This is a genomic window from Achromobacter denitrificans NBRC 15125, assembly GCF_001571365.1.
GTDB lineage: Bacteria > Pseudomonadota > Gammaproteobacteria > Burkholderiales > Burkholderiaceae_B > Achromobacter > Achromobacter denitrificans.
Genome location: NZ_BCTQ01000005.1, coordinates 39,601 through 54,842, shown reverse-complemented (window position 1 = coordinate 54,842; position 15,242 = coordinate 39,601). Strand labels below are relative to the sequence as shown.

The 15,242-nt window shown below is 69.6% G+C and carries 15 protein-coding genes; 8 read left to right on the top strand and 7 right to left on the bottom strand.

Going from position 1 to position 15,242, the window contains the following annotated elements:
• Positions 1-3: 3 nt before the first annotated feature.
• Entirely contained in the window at positions 4-795 is a 792-nt protein-coding gene (locus ADE01S_RS06020) for a Crp/Fnr family transcriptional regulator (protein WP_062680565.1), read from the bottom strand.
• 187 nt (positions 796-982) lie between these two features.
• Here ADE01S_RS06020 and nirK point away from each other — a divergent pair, with 187 nt between their 5' ends.
• The 3 genes from nirK to aceE all read left to right on the top strand — a co-directional run bounded on the left by nirK (position 983) and on the right by aceE (position 5,317).
• Positions 983-2,065 carry a copper-containing nitrite reductase gene (gene nirK, locus ADE01S_RS06015; RefSeq protein WP_062680564.1) on the top strand — a complete coding sequence of 361 codons (1,083 nt, stop codon included), beginning with the start codon at positions 983-985 and terminating at the stop codon, positions 2,063-2,065.
• A 74-nt stretch (positions 2,066-2,139) separates the two neighbouring features.
• Complete coding sequence (locus tag ADE01S_RS06010; RefSeq protein WP_062680563.1) at positions 2,140-2,466, top strand: c-type cytochrome; 327 nt, start codon at positions 2,140-2,142, stop codon at positions 2,464-2,466.
• A 187-nt stretch (positions 2,467-2,653) separates the two neighbouring features.
• The gene (gene aceE / locus ADE01S_RS06005; protein WP_062680787.1) at positions 2,654-5,317 is read left to right on the top strand and encodes a pyruvate dehydrogenase (acetyl-transferring), homodimeric type; all 2,664 of its coding nucleotides are present in this window, start codon (positions 2,654-2,656) and stop codon (positions 5,315-5,317) included.
• Positions 5,318-5,323: 6 nt separating this feature from the next.
• Here aceE and ADE01S_RS06000 read toward each other — a convergent pair whose 3' ends face one another.
• On the bottom strand, positions 5,324-5,947 hold the full coding sequence (locus ADE01S_RS06000) for a LysE family translocator (RefSeq protein ID WP_062680562.1): 624 nt from the start codon (positions 5,945-5,947) through the stop codon (positions 5,324-5,326).
• Between the two features lie 173 nt (positions 5,948-6,120).
• On the opposite strand from ADE01S_RS06000, the gene gorA reads away from it, so the two are divergent.
• Positions 6,121-7,479, top strand: coding sequence for a glutathione-disulfide reductase (gene gorA, locus ADE01S_RS05995; RefSeq protein WP_062680561.1), 1,359 nt, complete (start codon positions 6,121-6,123; stop codon positions 7,477-7,479).
• A 1-nt stretch (position 7,480) separates the two neighbouring features.
• On the opposite strand, the gene ADE01S_RS05990 is transcribed toward gorA, so the two are convergent.
• Entirely contained in the window at positions 7,481-8,299 is an 819-nt protein-coding gene (locus tag ADE01S_RS05990) for a DUF72 domain-containing protein (RefSeq protein ID WP_062680560.1), read from the bottom strand.
• A gap of 149 nt (positions 8,300-8,448) precedes the next feature.
• Here ADE01S_RS05990 and ADE01S_RS05985 point away from each other — a divergent pair, with 149 nt between their 5' ends.
• The gene (locus ADE01S_RS05985) at positions 8,449-9,081 is read left to right on the top strand and encodes a LysE family translocator (RefSeq protein ID WP_062680785.1); all 633 of its coding nucleotides are present in this window, start codon (positions 8,449-8,451) and stop codon (positions 9,079-9,081) included.
• On the top strand, positions 9,081-9,377 hold the full coding sequence (locus tag ADE01S_RS05980; protein ID WP_062680559.1) for a hypothetical protein: 297 nt from the start codon (positions 9,081-9,083) through the stop codon (positions 9,375-9,377). The genes ADE01S_RS05985 and ADE01S_RS05980 overlap by 1 nt, the downstream gene beginning before the upstream one ends.
• On the opposite strand, the gene pdxR is transcribed toward ADE01S_RS05980, so the two are convergent.
• Positions 9,374-10,855, bottom strand: a complete 1,482-nt coding sequence (gene pdxR / locus ADE01S_RS05975) for a MocR-like pyridoxine biosynthesis transcription factor PdxR (protein WP_062680558.1) — start codon at positions 10,853-10,855, stop codon at positions 9,374-9,376. The two genes, ADE01S_RS05980 and pdxR, sit on opposite strands and share 4 nt — an antisense overlap.
• Positions 10,856-10,978: 123 nt before the next feature.
• Between pdxR and ADE01S_RS05970 the strand changes: the two genes are divergently transcribed.
• The gene (locus ADE01S_RS05970; RefSeq protein ID WP_062680784.1) at positions 10,979-11,707 is read left to right on the top strand and encodes a GNAT family N-acetyltransferase; all 729 of its coding nucleotides are present in this window, start codon (positions 10,979-10,981) and stop codon (positions 11,705-11,707) included.
• Positions 11,698-12,594, top strand: a complete 897-nt coding sequence (locus tag ADE01S_RS05965) for a DMT family transporter (protein ID WP_062680557.1) — start codon at positions 11,698-11,700, stop codon at positions 12,592-12,594. Before ADE01S_RS05970 ends, ADE01S_RS05965 begins: the two co-directional genes overlap by 10 nt.
• On the opposite strand, the gene ADE01S_RS05960 is transcribed toward ADE01S_RS05965, so the two are convergent.
• The 3 genes from ADE01S_RS05960 to ertE are packed head-to-tail and all read right to left on the bottom strand — an operon-like array spanning position 12,595 to position 15,165.
• On the bottom strand, positions 12,595-13,482 hold the full coding sequence (locus tag ADE01S_RS05960) for a DMT family transporter (protein WP_062680782.1): 888 nt from the start codon (positions 13,480-13,482) through the stop codon (positions 12,595-12,597).
• Positions 13,483-13,538: 56 nt separating this feature from the next.
• Entirely contained in the window at positions 13,539-13,874 is a 336-nt protein-coding gene (locus ADE01S_RS05955; protein ID WP_062680556.1) for a thioredoxin family protein, read from the bottom strand.
• Positions 13,875-13,887: 13 nt separating this feature from the next.
• A complete protein-coding gene (gene ertE / locus ADE01S_RS05950) occupies positions 13,888-15,165 on the bottom strand; it encodes an N-carbamyl-l-glutamate amidohydrolase ErtE (RefSeq protein WP_062680555.1) in 1,278 nt (425 codons plus the stop codon).
• Between the last annotated feature and the right edge of the window lie 77 nt (positions 15,166-15,242).

Here is a 15,242-nt window from a genome sequence, read left to right as displayed (position 1 = left end):
GCGTCACATGAATTGCGCTACGGCCTCGTGTTCCGGCCGGGCCGCCTTGGCGGGCGCGCCGTCGATACAGGAGGCGCAGCCTGCGCAATCCGGGGCCGCCTCGGCCTGGCCGGACACGCGCGCCAGCGCCGCGTGCGAGCGCAGCACGATGCGCTTGCGGCTGCCGTCGACGATGCCGCGCTGGCGCCAGTCGCTGAGCAGGCGGCTGACGGTGTGCAGCGTGGTGCCGGTCATCTCGGCGATGTCCTGGCGCGTGATGGGAAAGCCGATGCCGATGCCGCCGGCCGTCGGTTGCCCGGAGCTTTCGACCAGGCGCAGGATCGTGCGCGCCACCCGCTGTTCCACGTCGTCGGTGGACAGTTCCTGGATGCGCAGGTGCGCGTCCTGCAGGCGTTGGCCCATGGTCTGCAGCGCCATGGCGCTGAGCTGCGGATGGTTGCCCACGAAGCTTTCCCAGAAGGCATCCGGCCAGGCGAGGCACACGCTTTCCAGCACGGCCTGCACCGTGGCCGGATAGCGCGATTGGCGCATGGCGCGGGCCAGGCCGAACATGTCGCCCGGATTGACGTAGCGCACCACGACCTGTTCGCCGTCGGCGGTGATCTGCGCAACCTTGAGGCTGCCGCTGAGCAGCACGAAGAAGTGCGAGGCCATTGCGCCCTGGCGATAGGCGGTGGCGCCGGCGACCAGCCGGCAAGGCTGCGCGCCGCGCAGCGCGGACTTCAGCTGCGCGTCCGACAAGGGCCTGAAGAGCTCCAGGTTGCGCAGCAGGGCGTGGCAAAGGGGCGACGGCATGGCGGTCCTAAAAGACGGAGGGATCTCCACGCACCCATGGTGACACCGCCGCCGCGCGCTGACAATGCGCGCGGCGCGCGGGCTTGCCTCGGAGTTTGCGCTACAGCAAAGAGCGGGGACGCCGCCGGTTCTTCAATAGGGCTGCCGACTTTCTCGGCGCTTGAAGAACCCCGATAAGGAGCTGGATATGAACGCATTACGGCCCACCTTGCTTGCCGCGGCGCTGGCTTTCTCGATGGCCGCGACGGCAGCGTTCGCGCAGGACGCGGACAAGCTGCCGCGCGCCAAGGTCACGCTGGTCGCCCCGCCCATGGTCCATCCGCACGAGCAGGTCGCGAAGTCGGGTCCCAAAGTGGTCGAGTTCACGATGAGCATCGAAGAAAAGAAGATGGTCATCGACGACAAGGGCACCACGCTGCAGGCCATGATGTTCGACGGTTCCATGCCGGGCCCCACGCTGGTGGTGCATGAAGGCGACTACGTGGAATTGACGCTGGTCAACCCGGCCACCAACGCCATGCCGCACAACGTGGACTTCCATGCGGCGACGGGCGCGCTGGGCGGCGCCAAGCTGACCAACGTCAATCCCGGCGAACAGGCCACGCTGCGCTTCAAGGCGGACCGCAGCGGCACCTTCGTCTATCACTGCGCGCCGGAAGGCATGGTGCCCTGGCACGTGGTGTCGGGCATGAGCGGCACGCTGATGGTGTTGCCGCGCGACGGCCTCAAGGATCCGCAGGGCAAGCCGCTGCGCTACGACCGCGCCTATACCATCGGCGAATTCGATCTCTACATCCCCAAGGACGGCAACGGCAAGTACAAGGACTACGCCACGCTCGCCGAAAGCTATGGCGACACGGTGGAGGTGATGCGCACGCTCACGCCCTCGCATATCGTCTTCAACGGCAAGGTCGGCGCGCTGACCGGCGCCAATGCCCTGACGGCCAAGGTCGGCGAAACCGTGCTGTTGATCCATTCGCAGGCCAACCGCGACACGCGCCCGCACCTGATCGGCGGCCACGGCGACTGGGTCTGGGAAACCGGAAAGTTCGCCAACCCGCCGCAGAAAGACCTGGAAACCTGGTTCATCCGCGGCGGCTCCGCGGGCGCCGCGCTCTACACCTTCAAGCAGCCGGGCGTGTACGCATACCTGAACCACAACCTGATCGAAGCCTTCGAATTGGGCGCCGCCGGCCACATCAAGGTCGAAGGCAAGTGGAACGACGACCTGATGAAGCAGATCAAGGCGCCGGGTCCGATCCCGCGCTGACCGGCAGGCCGGGGCGGGCGCCTTCCGCGCCCGCCCGGCGTTCTTGCCGCCACTTTTTCCGATGGAGCTTTGCCATGTCCCACTTTCATCGAATCGCGCTGGCGGCGGCCCTGGCAAGCCTGGCCGCTCCCTGGGCGCAGGCGGAAACGCTGGCCGCCGTCAACCCGGCGGGCGAGAAACTCTACAAGTCCGCCTGTGTCGTATGCCACGCCAGCGGGGTGGCCAATGCGCCCAAGCTGGGCGACAAGCAGGCCTGGTCGCCCTTCATCGCGCAGGGCGCGGATGCGCTGCTGGCCACCGTGCTCAAGGGGAAGGGCGCCATGCCGCCGCGCGGCGGGTCATCGGCCGACGAGGCCACGCTGCGCGCCGCCGTGGAATTCATGATGAGCGCGTCGAGATAGCGTGCTTGCGGCGGGCGCGAACGCCGTCCGTCCGCGCCCGATTTGATTGCACTTGCAATTAAATCGAATCCTCCATACGATTGCAATTGCACATGATGCAATTGCACATGATGCAATTGCAATTCACTATGCGAAATGGCGGTCCATGCCTGAAGGGGCGCGCCATCGCGCCCAAAAGGAGGACGCCATGCAAACCCCGATCGACCCCACCGATGCCGACCCGCAGGAAACCCGCGAATGGCTGGAGGCCATGCAGGCCGTGCAGGCCTGCGTAGGCCTGCCGCGCGCGCATTACCTGCTCGACCGGTTGCTCGACCAGGACCGCGCCGACGGCGGCGGCTACACGGCGCCCACGGCCACGCCCTACGTCAACACCATCGGGCCGCGTGGGCAGGGGGCCTATCCGGGCGACGTGGGCATCGAACTGCGGCTGGACGCCTACCTGCGCTGGAATGCGATGGCCATGGTGCTGCGGGCGGGCAAGACCTCGGGCGTGGGCGGGCATATCGCCACCTACGCCTCGGCCACGACGCTGTACGAGACCGGGTACCGCCACTTCTTCCGCGCGGCTACGCCCGATTTCCTGGGCGACATACTCTATATCCAGGGGCATTCCGCGCCCGGCATCTATGCTCGGGCCTACCTGGAAGGGCGGGTGTCGGAAGCGGAGCTGGACCGCTTCCGCCGAGAGACGGGCGGCGGCGGTCTTTCGTCCTATCCTCATCCACGCACCATGCCGGGGTTCTGGCAGTTCCCCACGGTGTCGATGGGCCTGGGTCCGCTGATGGCCGCCTATCAGGCGCGCTACATGCGCTATCTGGAAGACCGCGGGCTCATCCCCGCGCAGGGCCGCAAGGTCTGGGGCTTCCTGGGCGACGGCGAGCAGGACCAGCCCGAGACGCTGGCCGCGGTGGCGATGGCGGGCCGGGAGCGGCTGGACAACCTGATCTTCGTGGTGAACTGCAACCTTCAACGCCTGGACGGCCCGGTGCGCGGCAACGCCAAGATCATCCAGGAACTGGAAAGCGTGTACCGGGGCGCGGGCTGGAACGTGATCAAGGTGGTCTGGGGCGGCGGCTGGGACGAGCTGCTGGCCCAGGACCACGACGGCCGCCTGCGTCGCCGCATGATGGACTGCGTGGACGGCGAGTACCAGGTGTTCAAGGCGCGCGGCGGCGCCTACGTGCGCGAGCATTTCTTCGGCGGCGATCCGGAGCTGCTGGCGCGGGTGGCGCACTTGAGCGACGAGCAGATCGGCGCGCTGAACCGGGGCGGGCACGATCCCGTCAAGGTCCATGCGGCCTATGCGGCGGCGATGGCGCACCAGGGCCGGCCCACGGTGATCCTGGCCAAGACGGTCAAGGGCTACGGCATGGGCGCGGCGGGCGAGGCCGCCAACACCAACCACCAGCAGAAAAAAATGGCCGACCCGGCCGTGCGCGCCTTCCGCGACCGCTTCGCCATCCCGGTGGCCGACGAGGACCTGGAGCGCATTCCCTACATCAAGCCGGCGCCCGGCAGCGCCGAACGGGCCTATTTCGACGCCGCGATCGGTCGCGCCGGCGGGCACCTGCCCAGGCGTTTGCCCGGCCCCGGCCCGCTGGCCACGCCGCCGCTGGAGGCCTTCGCCGCGCACCTGAAGGGCAGCGACGGGCGCGAGTTCTCCACCACCATGGCCTTCGTGCGCGTGCTGGCCCAGCTGCTCAAGGATGCGTCCATCGGCCAGCGGGTGGTGCCCATCGTGCCGGACGAATCGCGCACCTTCGGCATGGACGGCATGTTCCGGCAGGTGGGCATCTATTCCCACGTGGGCCAGCTCTACACGCCGCAGGACGCCGACCAGCTCAGCGTCTACCGGGAGGACCGCCAGGGCCAGATCCTGCAGGAAGGCATCAACGAGTCGGGCGCCATGTCGTCATGGATCGCGGCGGCCACTGCCCACAGCACACACGGCGTGGCCACGATCCCGTTCTACATCTTCTATTCCATGTTCGGCTTCCAGCGCGTGGGCGACCTGGCCTGGGCGGCCGGCGACATCCGGGCCCGCGGCTTCCTGCTGGGAGCGACGTCGGGGCGCACCACGCTGGAGGGCGAAGGCCTGCAGCACGACGACGGCCACAGCCACGTGCTGGCCTCCGTCATCCCGTCCTGCGTGGCCTACGATCCGGCCTACGCCTACGAGATCGCCGTGATCCTGCAGGACGGCATGCGCCGCATGTACCAGGAGGAAGAGGACGTCTTCTACTACCTGACGCTGCTCAACGAAAAGACCGCGCATCCGCCCATGCCCGAAGGCGCGGAGACCGGAATCGTGCGCGGCATGTACCGCCTGCGCGAGGGGGCGGCCGGCGCGACGCGGGTGCAATTGCTGGGCAGCGGCGCCATCCTGGGCGAAACGCTGGCGGCGGCGGACCTGCTGCAACAGGACTTCGGGGTGCAGGCCGACGTCTGGAGCGTGACCAGCTATTCGGAATTGAGCCGGGACGGGCAGGAGGCGGAGCGCTGGAGCCGGCTGCATCCGCTGGAAGCGCGGCGGCGCGGTTATGCGGAAACGGCGCTGGCGGACAGCGTGGGGCCGGTGGTGGCGGCCAGCGACTATATGAAGACGGTGGCGGAGCAGATCCGTCCGTTCATGCCGGGCCGCCGCTACACGACGCTGGGCACCGACGGCTTTGGCCGCTCCGACACGCGGCAGGCCCTGCGCGCGTTCTTCGAGGTGGACCGCCACCACATCGCGCTGGCCGCGCTCAAGGCGCTGGCCGACGAAGGCCTGATCCCGCGAGAGCGGGCGGCCGAGGCCATCGCGCGGTATGGCATAGACCCGGAGGCCGCTCCCGCGGCCCGGCCATAGGGAGAATCAGGCCCGGCGCGCGAGCAGGGCCCAGACCCCGGCGGCGGACAGCAGGGCGCCGCCGCCCAGGTTGAAGCCGCGCTGCGCGCGCGGCGAGGCCAGCAGCCGCCGGGCCGAGCCGGCGAACACCGCATAGGCCGTGGCGTTGATGCCGGCGCAGGCGACGAAGGTGGCCGACAGCATCCAGAGCTGGCGCGTCACGTCGCCGGCGGGATCGATGAACTGCGGCAGGAAGGCCACGAAGAAAATGATGCCCTTGGGGTTCAGCGCGGTCACCAGGTAGGTGTTGGCGAACAGCTTCCAGCGCGAACCGGCCATGCCCGTCCGCGGCAGCGGGGCCGGCGAGACGCCCGCGCGCAGCAGCTTGAAGCCCAGGTAGAGCAGGTACAGGCCGCCCGCGGTCTTGACGGCCGTGAACCAGAACGCGGACGTCGCCAGCAGGGCGCCCAGGCCCACCAGCGACAGCAGCAGCGCGGTGGAGTCGCCGAGCGTCACCGCGGCCACCAGCGGCAGGCGGGCGCGCTTGCCGTGGGTCAGGGAGTAGCTGATGACGGTGAGGATGGTGGGGCCGGGCAGCATCACGAGCAGGGCGGACGCGCCCAGGAAGGCCAGCCAGGTTTCAAGCGACATGGGTTCGGCTCCAGAAGGGGAAGGGCCGCGCGCGGGGGCCGGCCTGCGGCCCACTGTATAGCAATCGCGACCGCCTGGATACGGCGGCTGCAGGACCGGGGCTCCAGGTAGTGTTAAATACAGCTTTCCCGGACAGTGAACGCCCGCCCTGGCGGCGGCGCGAAGGAAACATCATGGCATTTGATTTTGATCTGTTTGTGATCGGCGCGGGCTCGGGCGGCGTGCGCGCGGCGCGTTTCGCGGCCGGCTTCGGCGCGCGCGTCGGCGTGGCGGAAAGCCGCTACCTCGGCGGCACCTGCGTCAACGTGGGATGCGTGCCCAAGAAGCTGCTGGTCTATGGCGCCCACTACAGCGAGGATTTCGAGCAGGCCCAGGGCTTCGGCTGGAGCGCCGGGCAGCCCACCTTCGACTGGCCCACGCTGATCGCCAACAAGAACCGCGAGATCGAGCGCTTGAACGGCATCTACCGGAACCTGCTGGTCAACAGCGGGGTGACGCTGGTGGAAGGGCACGCCCGCATCAAGGATCCGCACACGGTCGAGATCGAGGGCAAGGCCTACAGCGCCGCCCACATCCTGGTGGCGACCGGCGGCTGGCCCCAGGTGCCCGACATTCCGGGCAAGGAACACGCCATCACCTCGAACGAGGCCTTCTTCCTCAAGGCGCTTCCGCGCCGGGTGCTGGTGGTCGGCGGCGGCTACATCGCGGTGGAATTCGCCTCGATCTTCAACGGCATGGGCGCCCAGACCACCCAGGCCTACCGGGGCCCGCTGTTCCTGCGCGGCTTCGACCAGGCCGTGCGCGAACACCTGCGCGACGAACTCACGAAAAAAGGCATAGACCTGCGCTTCAACACGGACGTGGCCCGCATCGACAAGCAGGCGGACGGTTCGTTGAAGGCCACGCTGAAGGACGGCTCGGTCATCGACACCGATTGCGTGTTCTACGCCACGGGCCGCCGGCCCATGCTGGACAACCTGGGGCTGGAAAACACGGCGGTCAAGCTGCGGCAGGATGGCTTCATCGAGGTGGACGACGAATACCGCACGGCCGAGCCCTCCATCCTCGCCATCGGCGACGTGATCGGCCGGGTGCCGCTGACGCCGGTGGCGCTGGCCGAAGGCATGGCGGTGGCGCGCCGCCTGTTCCGCCCCGAGGAATACCGGAAGGTGGATTACCAGCTGATCCCGACCGCCGTGTTCAGCCTGCCGAACATCGGCACGGTCGGCATGACGACGGAAGAGGCGCGCGCGGCCGGCCACGAGGTCAAGCTCTTCGAAAGCCGCTTCCGTCCCATGAAGCTGACCCTGACGGAGTCGCAGGAAAAAACCCTGATGAAGCTGATCGTCGACGCCAAGACCGATCGCGTGCTGGGCGTGCACATGGTCGGCCCGGACGCCGGCGAAATCGTGCAGGGCATCGCCATCGCCTTGAAGGCGGGGGCCACCAAGCAGGTGTTCGACGAAACCATCGGCATCCACCCCACGGCCGCCGAAGAGTTCGTGACCCTGCGCACCCCGGTCGCGCAGTAGGCTAGAGGCGCTCGATCAGGGCGCGCGCCGCATCCGGCGCGCGCTCTTTCGCGCCATTGATGAAAAAGGCGTAGACCTCGCGGGGCCGCTCGGCGGCGGCCGGCGCGCCGATCCGAGGCAGGTCCGCGGGTTCCTTCCCGCGGGCCCAGTCGCGCAGCCGGCTGGCCCAATCGTCCAGCGCCTTGGGCGCATAGCCCGCCTTGTAGCGCGGGCTGGCGCGCATCAGCCGCGCATACACGAAGCCGGCCGTGCAGTCGGCCATCGAGGGATAGTCCTCGCTGTCCGTGAACACGGTGGCGGCATGGTGCCGGCGGGCCAGCTTCAGATACTCCTCGCAGGCGAAGCTGGGATGGCGCACGTCCAGCACGTGGCGCAGCGGCAGCCCGTCGACCCGGTCGGGCAGCAGCGCCAGGAAAGCGCCGAAATCCTCGGGATCGAAAACCTTGGTGGGGGCGAATTGCCAGACGATGGGTCCCAGCTTGGGGCCGAGTTCGGCGATGCCGCCCTGCACGAAGCGATCGACGGAATCTTTCGCGCCGGCCAATTCGCGGCGATTGGTCGCGTAGCGCGACGCCTTGAGCGAGAACACGAAGCCGTCCGGCGTCTCGTCGCGCCATTTGGCGAACGTCGCCGGCTTCTGGGAACTGTAATAGGTGCCGTTGATTTCGATGGCGGTGAGCTGGCTGCTGGCGTATTCGAGTTCGCGCGCGTGGGGCAGGCCTTCGGGATAGAAGGCGCCGCGCCAGGGGGCGTAGGTCCAGCCGCCGATGCCCACCCGGATGGCGGGGCCGCCTTCCGGGGACGGTTTGGCATGCCGCATGTCCGGATGCTCCAGGAAGTGAACCGGACCACTGTATCGCCGGCGCCACTCGTCCGTAAACTCCCGTCCGAAAAATTCCCTGTTCCGATACAGTTTTGGGCTAATGTGTGGATTCACGATTGCTCCTGCCGCGACCGCGCCGGCCCATCATGCCCGACCTCTCCCATCTTCTGACGTTTGCCCTGGTTGCCCTGGGCATGGTGCTCACTCCCGGGCCCAATATGATCTACCTGGTCTCCCGCTCGATCTCGCAGGGCGCCCAGGCCGGGCTGATCTCGCTGGGCGGGGTGGCGGTCGGCTTCGTCTTCTACGTGTGCTGCGCCGCGTTCGGCATCACGGCCCTGCTGATGGCGGTGCCCTACGCCTACGACGCGCTGCGCATCGGCGGCGCCCTGTACCTGCTGTACATGGCGTGGCAGGCGCTGCGCCCCGGCGGCCGCTCGCCGTTCCAGGTGCGCGAACTGCCCAAGAGCAGCCCGCGCACGCTCTTCACGATGGGGCTGCTGACCAATCTGCTCAACCCCAAGATCGCCATCATGTACGTGTCGCTGCTGCCGCAGTTCATCCAGCCCGAGCGCGGCAGCGTGTTCACGCAGTCCCTGGCGCTGGGCATGACCCAGGTGGTCATCAGCCTTTCGGTCAATGCCCTCATCGCCATCATGGCGGGATCCATCGCCGGCTTCCTGGCGGGCCGTCCCTTGTGGATGGTGGTGCAGCGCTGGCTGATGGGCACGGTGCTGGCGGGGCTGGCCGTGCGCATGCTGACGGATACGCGCCGCTGATGCCGGCCGGCGAGGGCTTTTTCGCGTCGCTGGGCGGGATGCTCGGCGAAGCGCTGCGCAGCATCGTCGCGGGGCTGAAGTGGCTGCTGGGCGGCATCGGCGGCGCGCTGGGCGATTTCTATTCCGGCCTGGCCGGCGCCATGGGCATGAGCCCCTCGGTGTTCAACCTGGTCCTGCTGGCGCTGGGGCTCATGCTGCTCTGGGCGGCGGTCAAGGCGCTGCTGCGCCGCTCCATCCTGGCGTGCCTGTTCTGGCTGGTCCTGGCCGTGCTGGTGCTGGGCGGGCTGGTCAACTAGGCGCCGCCCGGGCCTCGCTGCGCGCTGTCCAGCACCACGTCCCGCAAGCGCCGCACCAGCGCCGGGAAGCGGTCGGCGCCGGTATTGCCGTAGCCGATCACCAGGCCGTTGTCCTCCGGGCGCGGCGATACCGCGAAGGTGGACAGCGCGCCCGGGCTCATGCCCATGCGGCGCGCCTGCTCCACGATGTTCCGGTCGGGATAGGCCGGCGGCAGCCGCACCGTGAGGTGCAGCCCGCTGTGCCCGCCCAGCACTTCGTGTTCGATCCCCAGATGGGCGGCCAGGGCGTCGCGCAGCGCCGCCTGCCGCTCGCGGTACAGGCGGCGCATGCGTCCGAGGTGGCGGGAGAACAGGCCGTTCTCGATGAAGGTCGCCATGGTCAGCTGTTCCAGCCGGTGGCCGCCGCGCAGCATTTCGACGATCGACGGCATGGCCTGCGCCGCGATGGCCTCGGGCAGCACCAGGAAGCCCAGGCGCAGGGCGGGGAACATGGTCTTGCTGAAGGTGCCGACATACAGCACGGGCGCGTCGGCCACCAGGCCCTGCATGGCGGCGATGGGTTCGCCAAGGTGGCGGAACTCGCTGTCGTAATCGTCTTCGATGATCCAGGCGCCGGCCTGGCGGGCCCGTTCGATCAGGTCCAGCCGCCGCGTCAGCGACAGGACCGCGCCGGTGGGATATTGATGCGACGGCGTGGTCTGGATGAGCCGCGGCGGGCGGTCCCGCCAGGCGCTCTCGGGGATGACGATGCCGTCGGCGTCCACCCGCAAGGCCACCACGTCCAGGTCGCCGCCGTGGAAGGCGGACTTCGCGCCGCGGTAGCCGGGCTCTTCCAGCCAGGCGGTGTCGCCGGGATTGGTCAGCAGCTGCACGCACAGCGCCAGCGCGCCCTGCGCGCCTTCGGTGATGACGATGCGCGAAGCGTCGCAGCGCACCCCGCGCGACACGCGCAGGTATTGGGCGATGGCCTCGCGCAGGGCGGGCTCGCCCACCGGATGGCCGTAGCCGAGCGTGGTGGCGGGCGCGGCCTGCAGCGCGCGGTCCTGCGCGCGGCGCCAGGCATTGATCGGGAACTGCGTCAGCGCCGGCGTGCCGGGCGTCATGGGCAGCGAGCCGTCGTGGGCGTAGCGCGTGGAGACGATGCGGGCGAGGCGCCTGGCCGTGGCCGGGGGGAGGGCCGGGGGCGGCGCGGCATGCTTGGCTGCGCCGGCGGCGGCCGACAGGGGCGCCACCCGCGTGCCCTGGCGGTCGGCGATCACGAAGCCCTCGGCCGTGAGCTGCTCGTAGGCGATCAGCACGGTATTGCGGGAGATTTCCAGGTCTTCGGCCAGCGCGCGGGACGAAGGCAGCTTGCCGCCGGCCGGCAACTGGCCGGCCAGGATGGCCTGCTTGAGGCGCTGGATCAGCTGGCGCTGGCGCGGCAGGGCGCCGGGGCCGCGTGAGAGCGGGCTGGCGAGCAGGGCGGAGGAGGTCGTCATGGCCCTATTAAAATCCGGGATCGTGGTGCTTTTTATGATGCCACGATTCCGATATCGTGAGGTCATGCAGATTGCGTGACGCCAATGCCGGCGGCACGCGCCAACCTGGAAGAGGCCCGCAGCATGCAACCCCGCGTCAACGCTTTTCAGCAACCCATCGGCCCGGACATGCCGGGCTGGACGGCGCGCCCGCGCCCGCCCTCGACGCCGGTTGCCGGCCGCTACTGCCGCCTGGAACCGCTGTCGGCCGAGCGCCATGCGGCGGACCTGTACCAGGCCTTCAGCCAGGCGCCGGACGACAGCGACTGGACCTATATGTCGGTCGGCCCCTTCGCCGACCAGGACGCCTACCGCGCCTTCGCCGAGAAAGCCCAGGCCGGCCCCGACCCGCTGCACCACGCCATCATCGACCTGAGCTCGGGCCGCGCCGTCGGCACCCTGGCGCTGATGCGCATCGATCCGCCCAATGGCGCGATCGAGGTGGGCTTCGTGTCGTTCTCGCGCCAGCTCAAGCGCACGCGGGTGGCCACCGAGGCGCAGTTCCTGCTGATGCGCCGGGTTTTCGACGAACTGGGCTATCGCCGCTACGAATGGAAGTGCGACAGCCTGAACGCGCCGTCGCGCGCCGCCGCCGCCCGCCTGGGCTTCAGCTTCGAGGGCGTGTTCCGCCAGGCCACGGTCTACAAGGGCCGCAGCCGCGACACCGCCTGGTTCGCCATCGTCGACGGCGAATGGCCGGCCCTGCGCGCGGCCTATGAACAATGGTTGAGCCCGGACAATTTCGACGCCGACGGGCGGCAACGCCAGGGGCTCTCCGAGCTGATCGCCAGGGAAAAGGCCGCGTGCGCCTGATTCCTATCGCGCTGGCGCTCTTCTGGGGGCTGAACTGGCCGGCGGTGAAGATCGTCCTGTCCATCGTCCCGCCGTTCACGCTGCGCCTGTTGGGGCTGGGCAGCGGCGCCCTGCTGCTGTTGCTGCTGGCCCGCGCCAAGCGGCTGGACCTGCTGCCGCCGCGCGCGTCGTGGCCGGGCATCGTGGTGGGCGGCTTCCTGGCGGTCGCGGTCTTCAACCTGGCGGTGGCCTGGGCGCAGCTCAGCACCAGCACCTCGCGCGCGGCGGTGCTGACCTTCACCATGCCCATGATGTCGGCGCTGCTGGCGTGGGCGGTCCTGGGCGAACGCCTGGACCGGCGCCGCGCGCTGGCGCTGCTGCTGGGCGCGGCCGGGGTCTCCATCCTGGCCTGGCCGGTGCTGCGGGCGGTGTTCGGCGAGCATGACCTGGCGGCGGCCAGGGGCCTGGTGTTTCCGCTGGTGGCGGCCTTCGGCTGGGCGGCGGGCACGGTCTATCTGAAAGGCTGGCCCGTGGCCGGCCACCGCATCGTGATCACCGCGTGGCAGCTGGCGGTGGGGGCGGCCTGCGCCCTGGCCGGCGTGCTGGTCTCGGGCGAGTCGTTTCCGATGCAGGGCTGGAACTGGCGGGTGGTGGCGGCGCTCTCGTTCCACATCGTGCTGGGCACGGCCGTCGCGTACTGGCTGTGGTTCGTGCTGAGCGAGCGGGTCAGCGCAACGGTGGCCACTTTGACCACGCTGATGGTGCCGGTGGTCGGGGTCCTGGGCGCCATGGCGCTGGTGGGCGACCGGCCCGCCGCGCAGGACTGGTGGGGTTTCGGCCTGGTGCTGGCCGGCGCGGCCATGATCGTGCTGAACCTGGACGCGGCGCCGGGACGGCGCCGGGCGTGATCAGGCGGCGCGGCGGCGGAATTTTTCGCGCAGCAGTTCCGCGCCGCTCACCAGGGTGATCCCGGCCAGGACCAGCAAGGCGCCCAGCACGAAGGAGGCGTCCAGCGGCTCGTCCAGGATCAGCACGCCGAAGCTCACCCCGAACAAGGGCGTCATGAACGACAGGATGGACAGGCGCGACGCGAGATAGCGGCGCAGCAGCCAGAACCAGGCCAGGTAGCTGGACAGGGCCACCACCACGGACTGGAAGCCGACGCTGAGCACCGCCGCCGGCGTGTAGCGAAAGCCATCGCTGCCGGTGGCCGCGGCGTAGGCCAGCAACCCGGTCGCGGCGATCGCCATCTGGTAGAGCAGGGTCTTGGCGGGAGCGGCCTCGGACAGCGAGGTCTTGCGGATCGCCACGGTGGTGGCGCCCCACAGCAGCCCGGCGGCCAGGCCCATCGCATCGCCCAACAACATGTTCGGCGCGGCGGCATGCCCCTCGGGCTGGCCCTTGCCCAGGAACGCGACCGCGATGCCGCAGAACGCGATCGCCACGCCGATCCACTGCAGCGGCTTCATGCGTTCTTCGGGCAGCAGCCAGTGCAGCCCCAGCGCCGCGAAGATGGGCGCCGTGTACAGGAACACGGACATGTGCGAGGCGGTGGTGTAGACCAGCCCCTGGGCCACGAACAGGAACTCCGCGGCGAACAGCAGGCCCACGATCAGGCCGGGCAGGGCGGTGCCGTCGGCGAGGGCGCGCGCGCCTTCGCGCCGCCACACGACCGCCGCCAGCACGACGGCGGCGAAGGCCGAGCGCAGGCCGATCTGCATGATGGGCGCGACGTCGTCGGCCACCAGCTTGATCGCGATCTGCTGGAAACCCCAGCAGACGCACAGCAGCAGCATGGCGCCGGTGGCCAGCGTATCCAGCGGCTGGCGCAGCGGCCTGGGAGCCGGGGCGCTCACGGCAGTTCGGCCGGGTAGCTGTCCAGGGCCAGGCCGATCTGCTGGCGCAGATCCCATTCCGCCAGGGTGGATTGGACGGGGCCGAAGAAGGCGCCGTCGCGCGTGACGAACATGGCGGGCAGGTGGAACACCTCATAGCGTTCGACCAGGCCGCCGTTGTCGCCGGCGTCTACCCAGCACACGCGTTCCACGGGCAATTCCAGCTGCGGCAATTGCTCGCGCGCGACGCGGCAGTTGCCGCAGGTCCGGCTGTGGAAGACCAGCAGGCTCAGGCCGGGCGCGTCCAGCAGGAAACGGTCGGCGGTGCTGTCGTTGAGTTCTATCTGTTCCATGGGCGTAGGGGAGTCAGGCGGCGCGCAGTACCCGGTCGAGTTCCCGCACCGACTGGTAGAGCACGCGGGTGCCGTCCAGCAGCTGGGCGGGTTCGATCCATTCTTCGGGGCAATGGCTGCGGCCGTTGAGACAGGGAATGAAGATCATGCCGATGGGGCCCGTAGGCGCCATGTAGACCGCGTCGTGGCCCGCGCCGCTGGGCAGGCGCATGGAGGCATAGCCCAGCTGGCCGGCGGCGGCCTCGACCGCGTCCATCACCAGCGGCGTGCAATCGGTAGGCCGGGCGCGGCTCAGCTGGGTCCAGCGGGCCGACAGGCGCAGGTCTTTCAGGTCCTGCGCCACGCCCGCCATCAGGGTCTCGGGGAAGGCGTCCAGCACGGCATCGCTGTCGCTGCGCATCTCCAGCGTCAGCTCGACGAGGCCGGGCACGGCGTTGGCCGCGTTCGGCGTCATGGACAGGCGCCCCACGGTGGCCACCACGTAATGGGGATTGCCGCTGGCGGCGCTGGCCTGGCGGCTGGCGGCGTCGATGATGCGGGCGGCGCCCACCAGCGCGTCGCGGCGGATCTCCATGGGCGTGGTGCCGGCGTGGTCCGGCTGGCCTTCCACGGTGATCAGCACGCGGCGGATCCCCACGATATTGGTGACCACGCCGATGGGCAGGCCGCGGCTTTCCAGCACCGGCCCTTGTTCGATATGGAGTTCGACGAAGGCGGCCGTCTCGCCGGCGCGGCGCAGCGGCGCGCCCAGGGCTGCCGGGTCGCCGCCGATGCGGGCGATGCCCTGCGCCAGCGTTTCGCCGTCGGCGTTGCGGGCGGCCAGCATGTCCGCGCTCAGCTGGCCCGACAGCGCGCGGCTGCCCACGCAAGAGATGCCGTAGTCGCTGGGTTCTTCGGACAGGAAATCGATCACTTCGAAGGGGTGCTCCAACTGCACGCCATGCTCGCGCAGGCTGTGGGCGACTTCGATGCCCGCCAGCACGCCGATGATCCCATCGTAGCGGCCGCCGCTCATCACGGTGTCGCAGTGCGAGCCGGTGGCGATGGGCTTGCGGGCCGGGTCCCGTCCGGGCAGCGTGCCGATCAGGTTGCCGCCCGCGTCCACGCGGGTGGCCAGGCCGGCGGCTTCGAATTCGGCGCGCAGCCAGGCGCGGGCTTCGTCGAAGAGCGGCGAAAACGCCCGGCGCGTCCAGGGCATGTCGGGCAGGGTGTAGCGGGACAGCGTTTCGGCGCGGGCCCAGAGGCGTTCGGCGTTCAGCGGGGGAAATTCGGGGAGCGTGGCTTGAGACATGAGGCTTCCTGGAGGGCGCCTGCGATTATGGCATGCGCCGCCGCGCGGCCCGCGGCGGCGCTGCCGGCAAGCCGCGG

Bases quoted from the DNA above. Each gene is read 5' to 3' on its own strand.
- ADE01S_RS06020 (WP_062680565.1), bottom strand. From the start codon at position 795: ATGCCGTCGCCCCTTTGCCACGCCCTGCTGCGCAACCTGGAGCTCTTC.
- nirK (WP_062680564.1), top strand. From the start codon at position 983: ATGAACGCATTACGGCCCACCTTGCTTGCCGCGGCGCTGGCTTTCTCG.
- ADE01S_RS06010 (WP_062680563.1), top strand. From the start codon at position 2,140: ATGTCCCACTTTCATCGAATCGCGCTGGCGGCGGCCCTGGCAAGCCTG.
- aceE (WP_062680787.1), top strand. From the start codon at position 2,654: ATGCAAACCCCGATCGACCCCACCGATGCCGACCCGCAGGAAACCCGC.
- ADE01S_RS06000 (WP_062680562.1), bottom strand. From the start codon at position 5,947: ATGTCGCTTGAAACCTGGCTGGCCTTCCTGGGCGCGTCCGCCCTGCTC.
- gorA (WP_062680561.1), top strand. From the start codon at position 6,121: ATGGCATTTGATTTTGATCTGTTTGTGATCGGCGCGGGCTCGGGCGGC.
- ADE01S_RS05990 (WP_062680560.1), bottom strand. From the start codon at position 8,299: ATGCGGCATGCCAAACCGTCCCCGGAAGGCGGCCCCGCCATCCGGGTG.
- ADE01S_RS05985 (WP_062680785.1), top strand. From the start codon at position 8,449: ATGCCCGACCTCTCCCATCTTCTGACGTTTGCCCTGGTTGCCCTGGGC.
- ADE01S_RS05980 (WP_062680559.1), top strand. From the start codon at position 9,081: ATGCCGGCCGGCGAGGGCTTTTTCGCGTCGCTGGGCGGGATGCTCGGC.
- pdxR (WP_062680558.1), bottom strand. From the start codon at position 10,855: ATGACGACCTCCTCCGCCCTGCTCGCCAGCCCGCTCTCACGCGGCCCC.
- ADE01S_RS05970 (WP_062680784.1), top strand. From the start codon at position 10,979: ATGCAACCCCGCGTCAACGCTTTTCAGCAACCCATCGGCCCGGACATG.
- ADE01S_RS05960 (WP_062680782.1), bottom strand. From the start codon at position 13,482: ATGCTGCTGCTGTGCGTCTGCTGGGGTTTCCAGCAGATCGCGATCAAG.
- ADE01S_RS05955 (WP_062680556.1), bottom strand. From the start codon at position 13,874: ATGGAACAGATAGAACTCAACGACAGCACCGCCGACCGTTTCCTGCTG.
- ertE (WP_062680555.1), bottom strand. From the start codon at position 15,165: ATGTCTCAAGCCACGCTCCCCGAATTTCCCCCGCTGAACGCCGAACGC.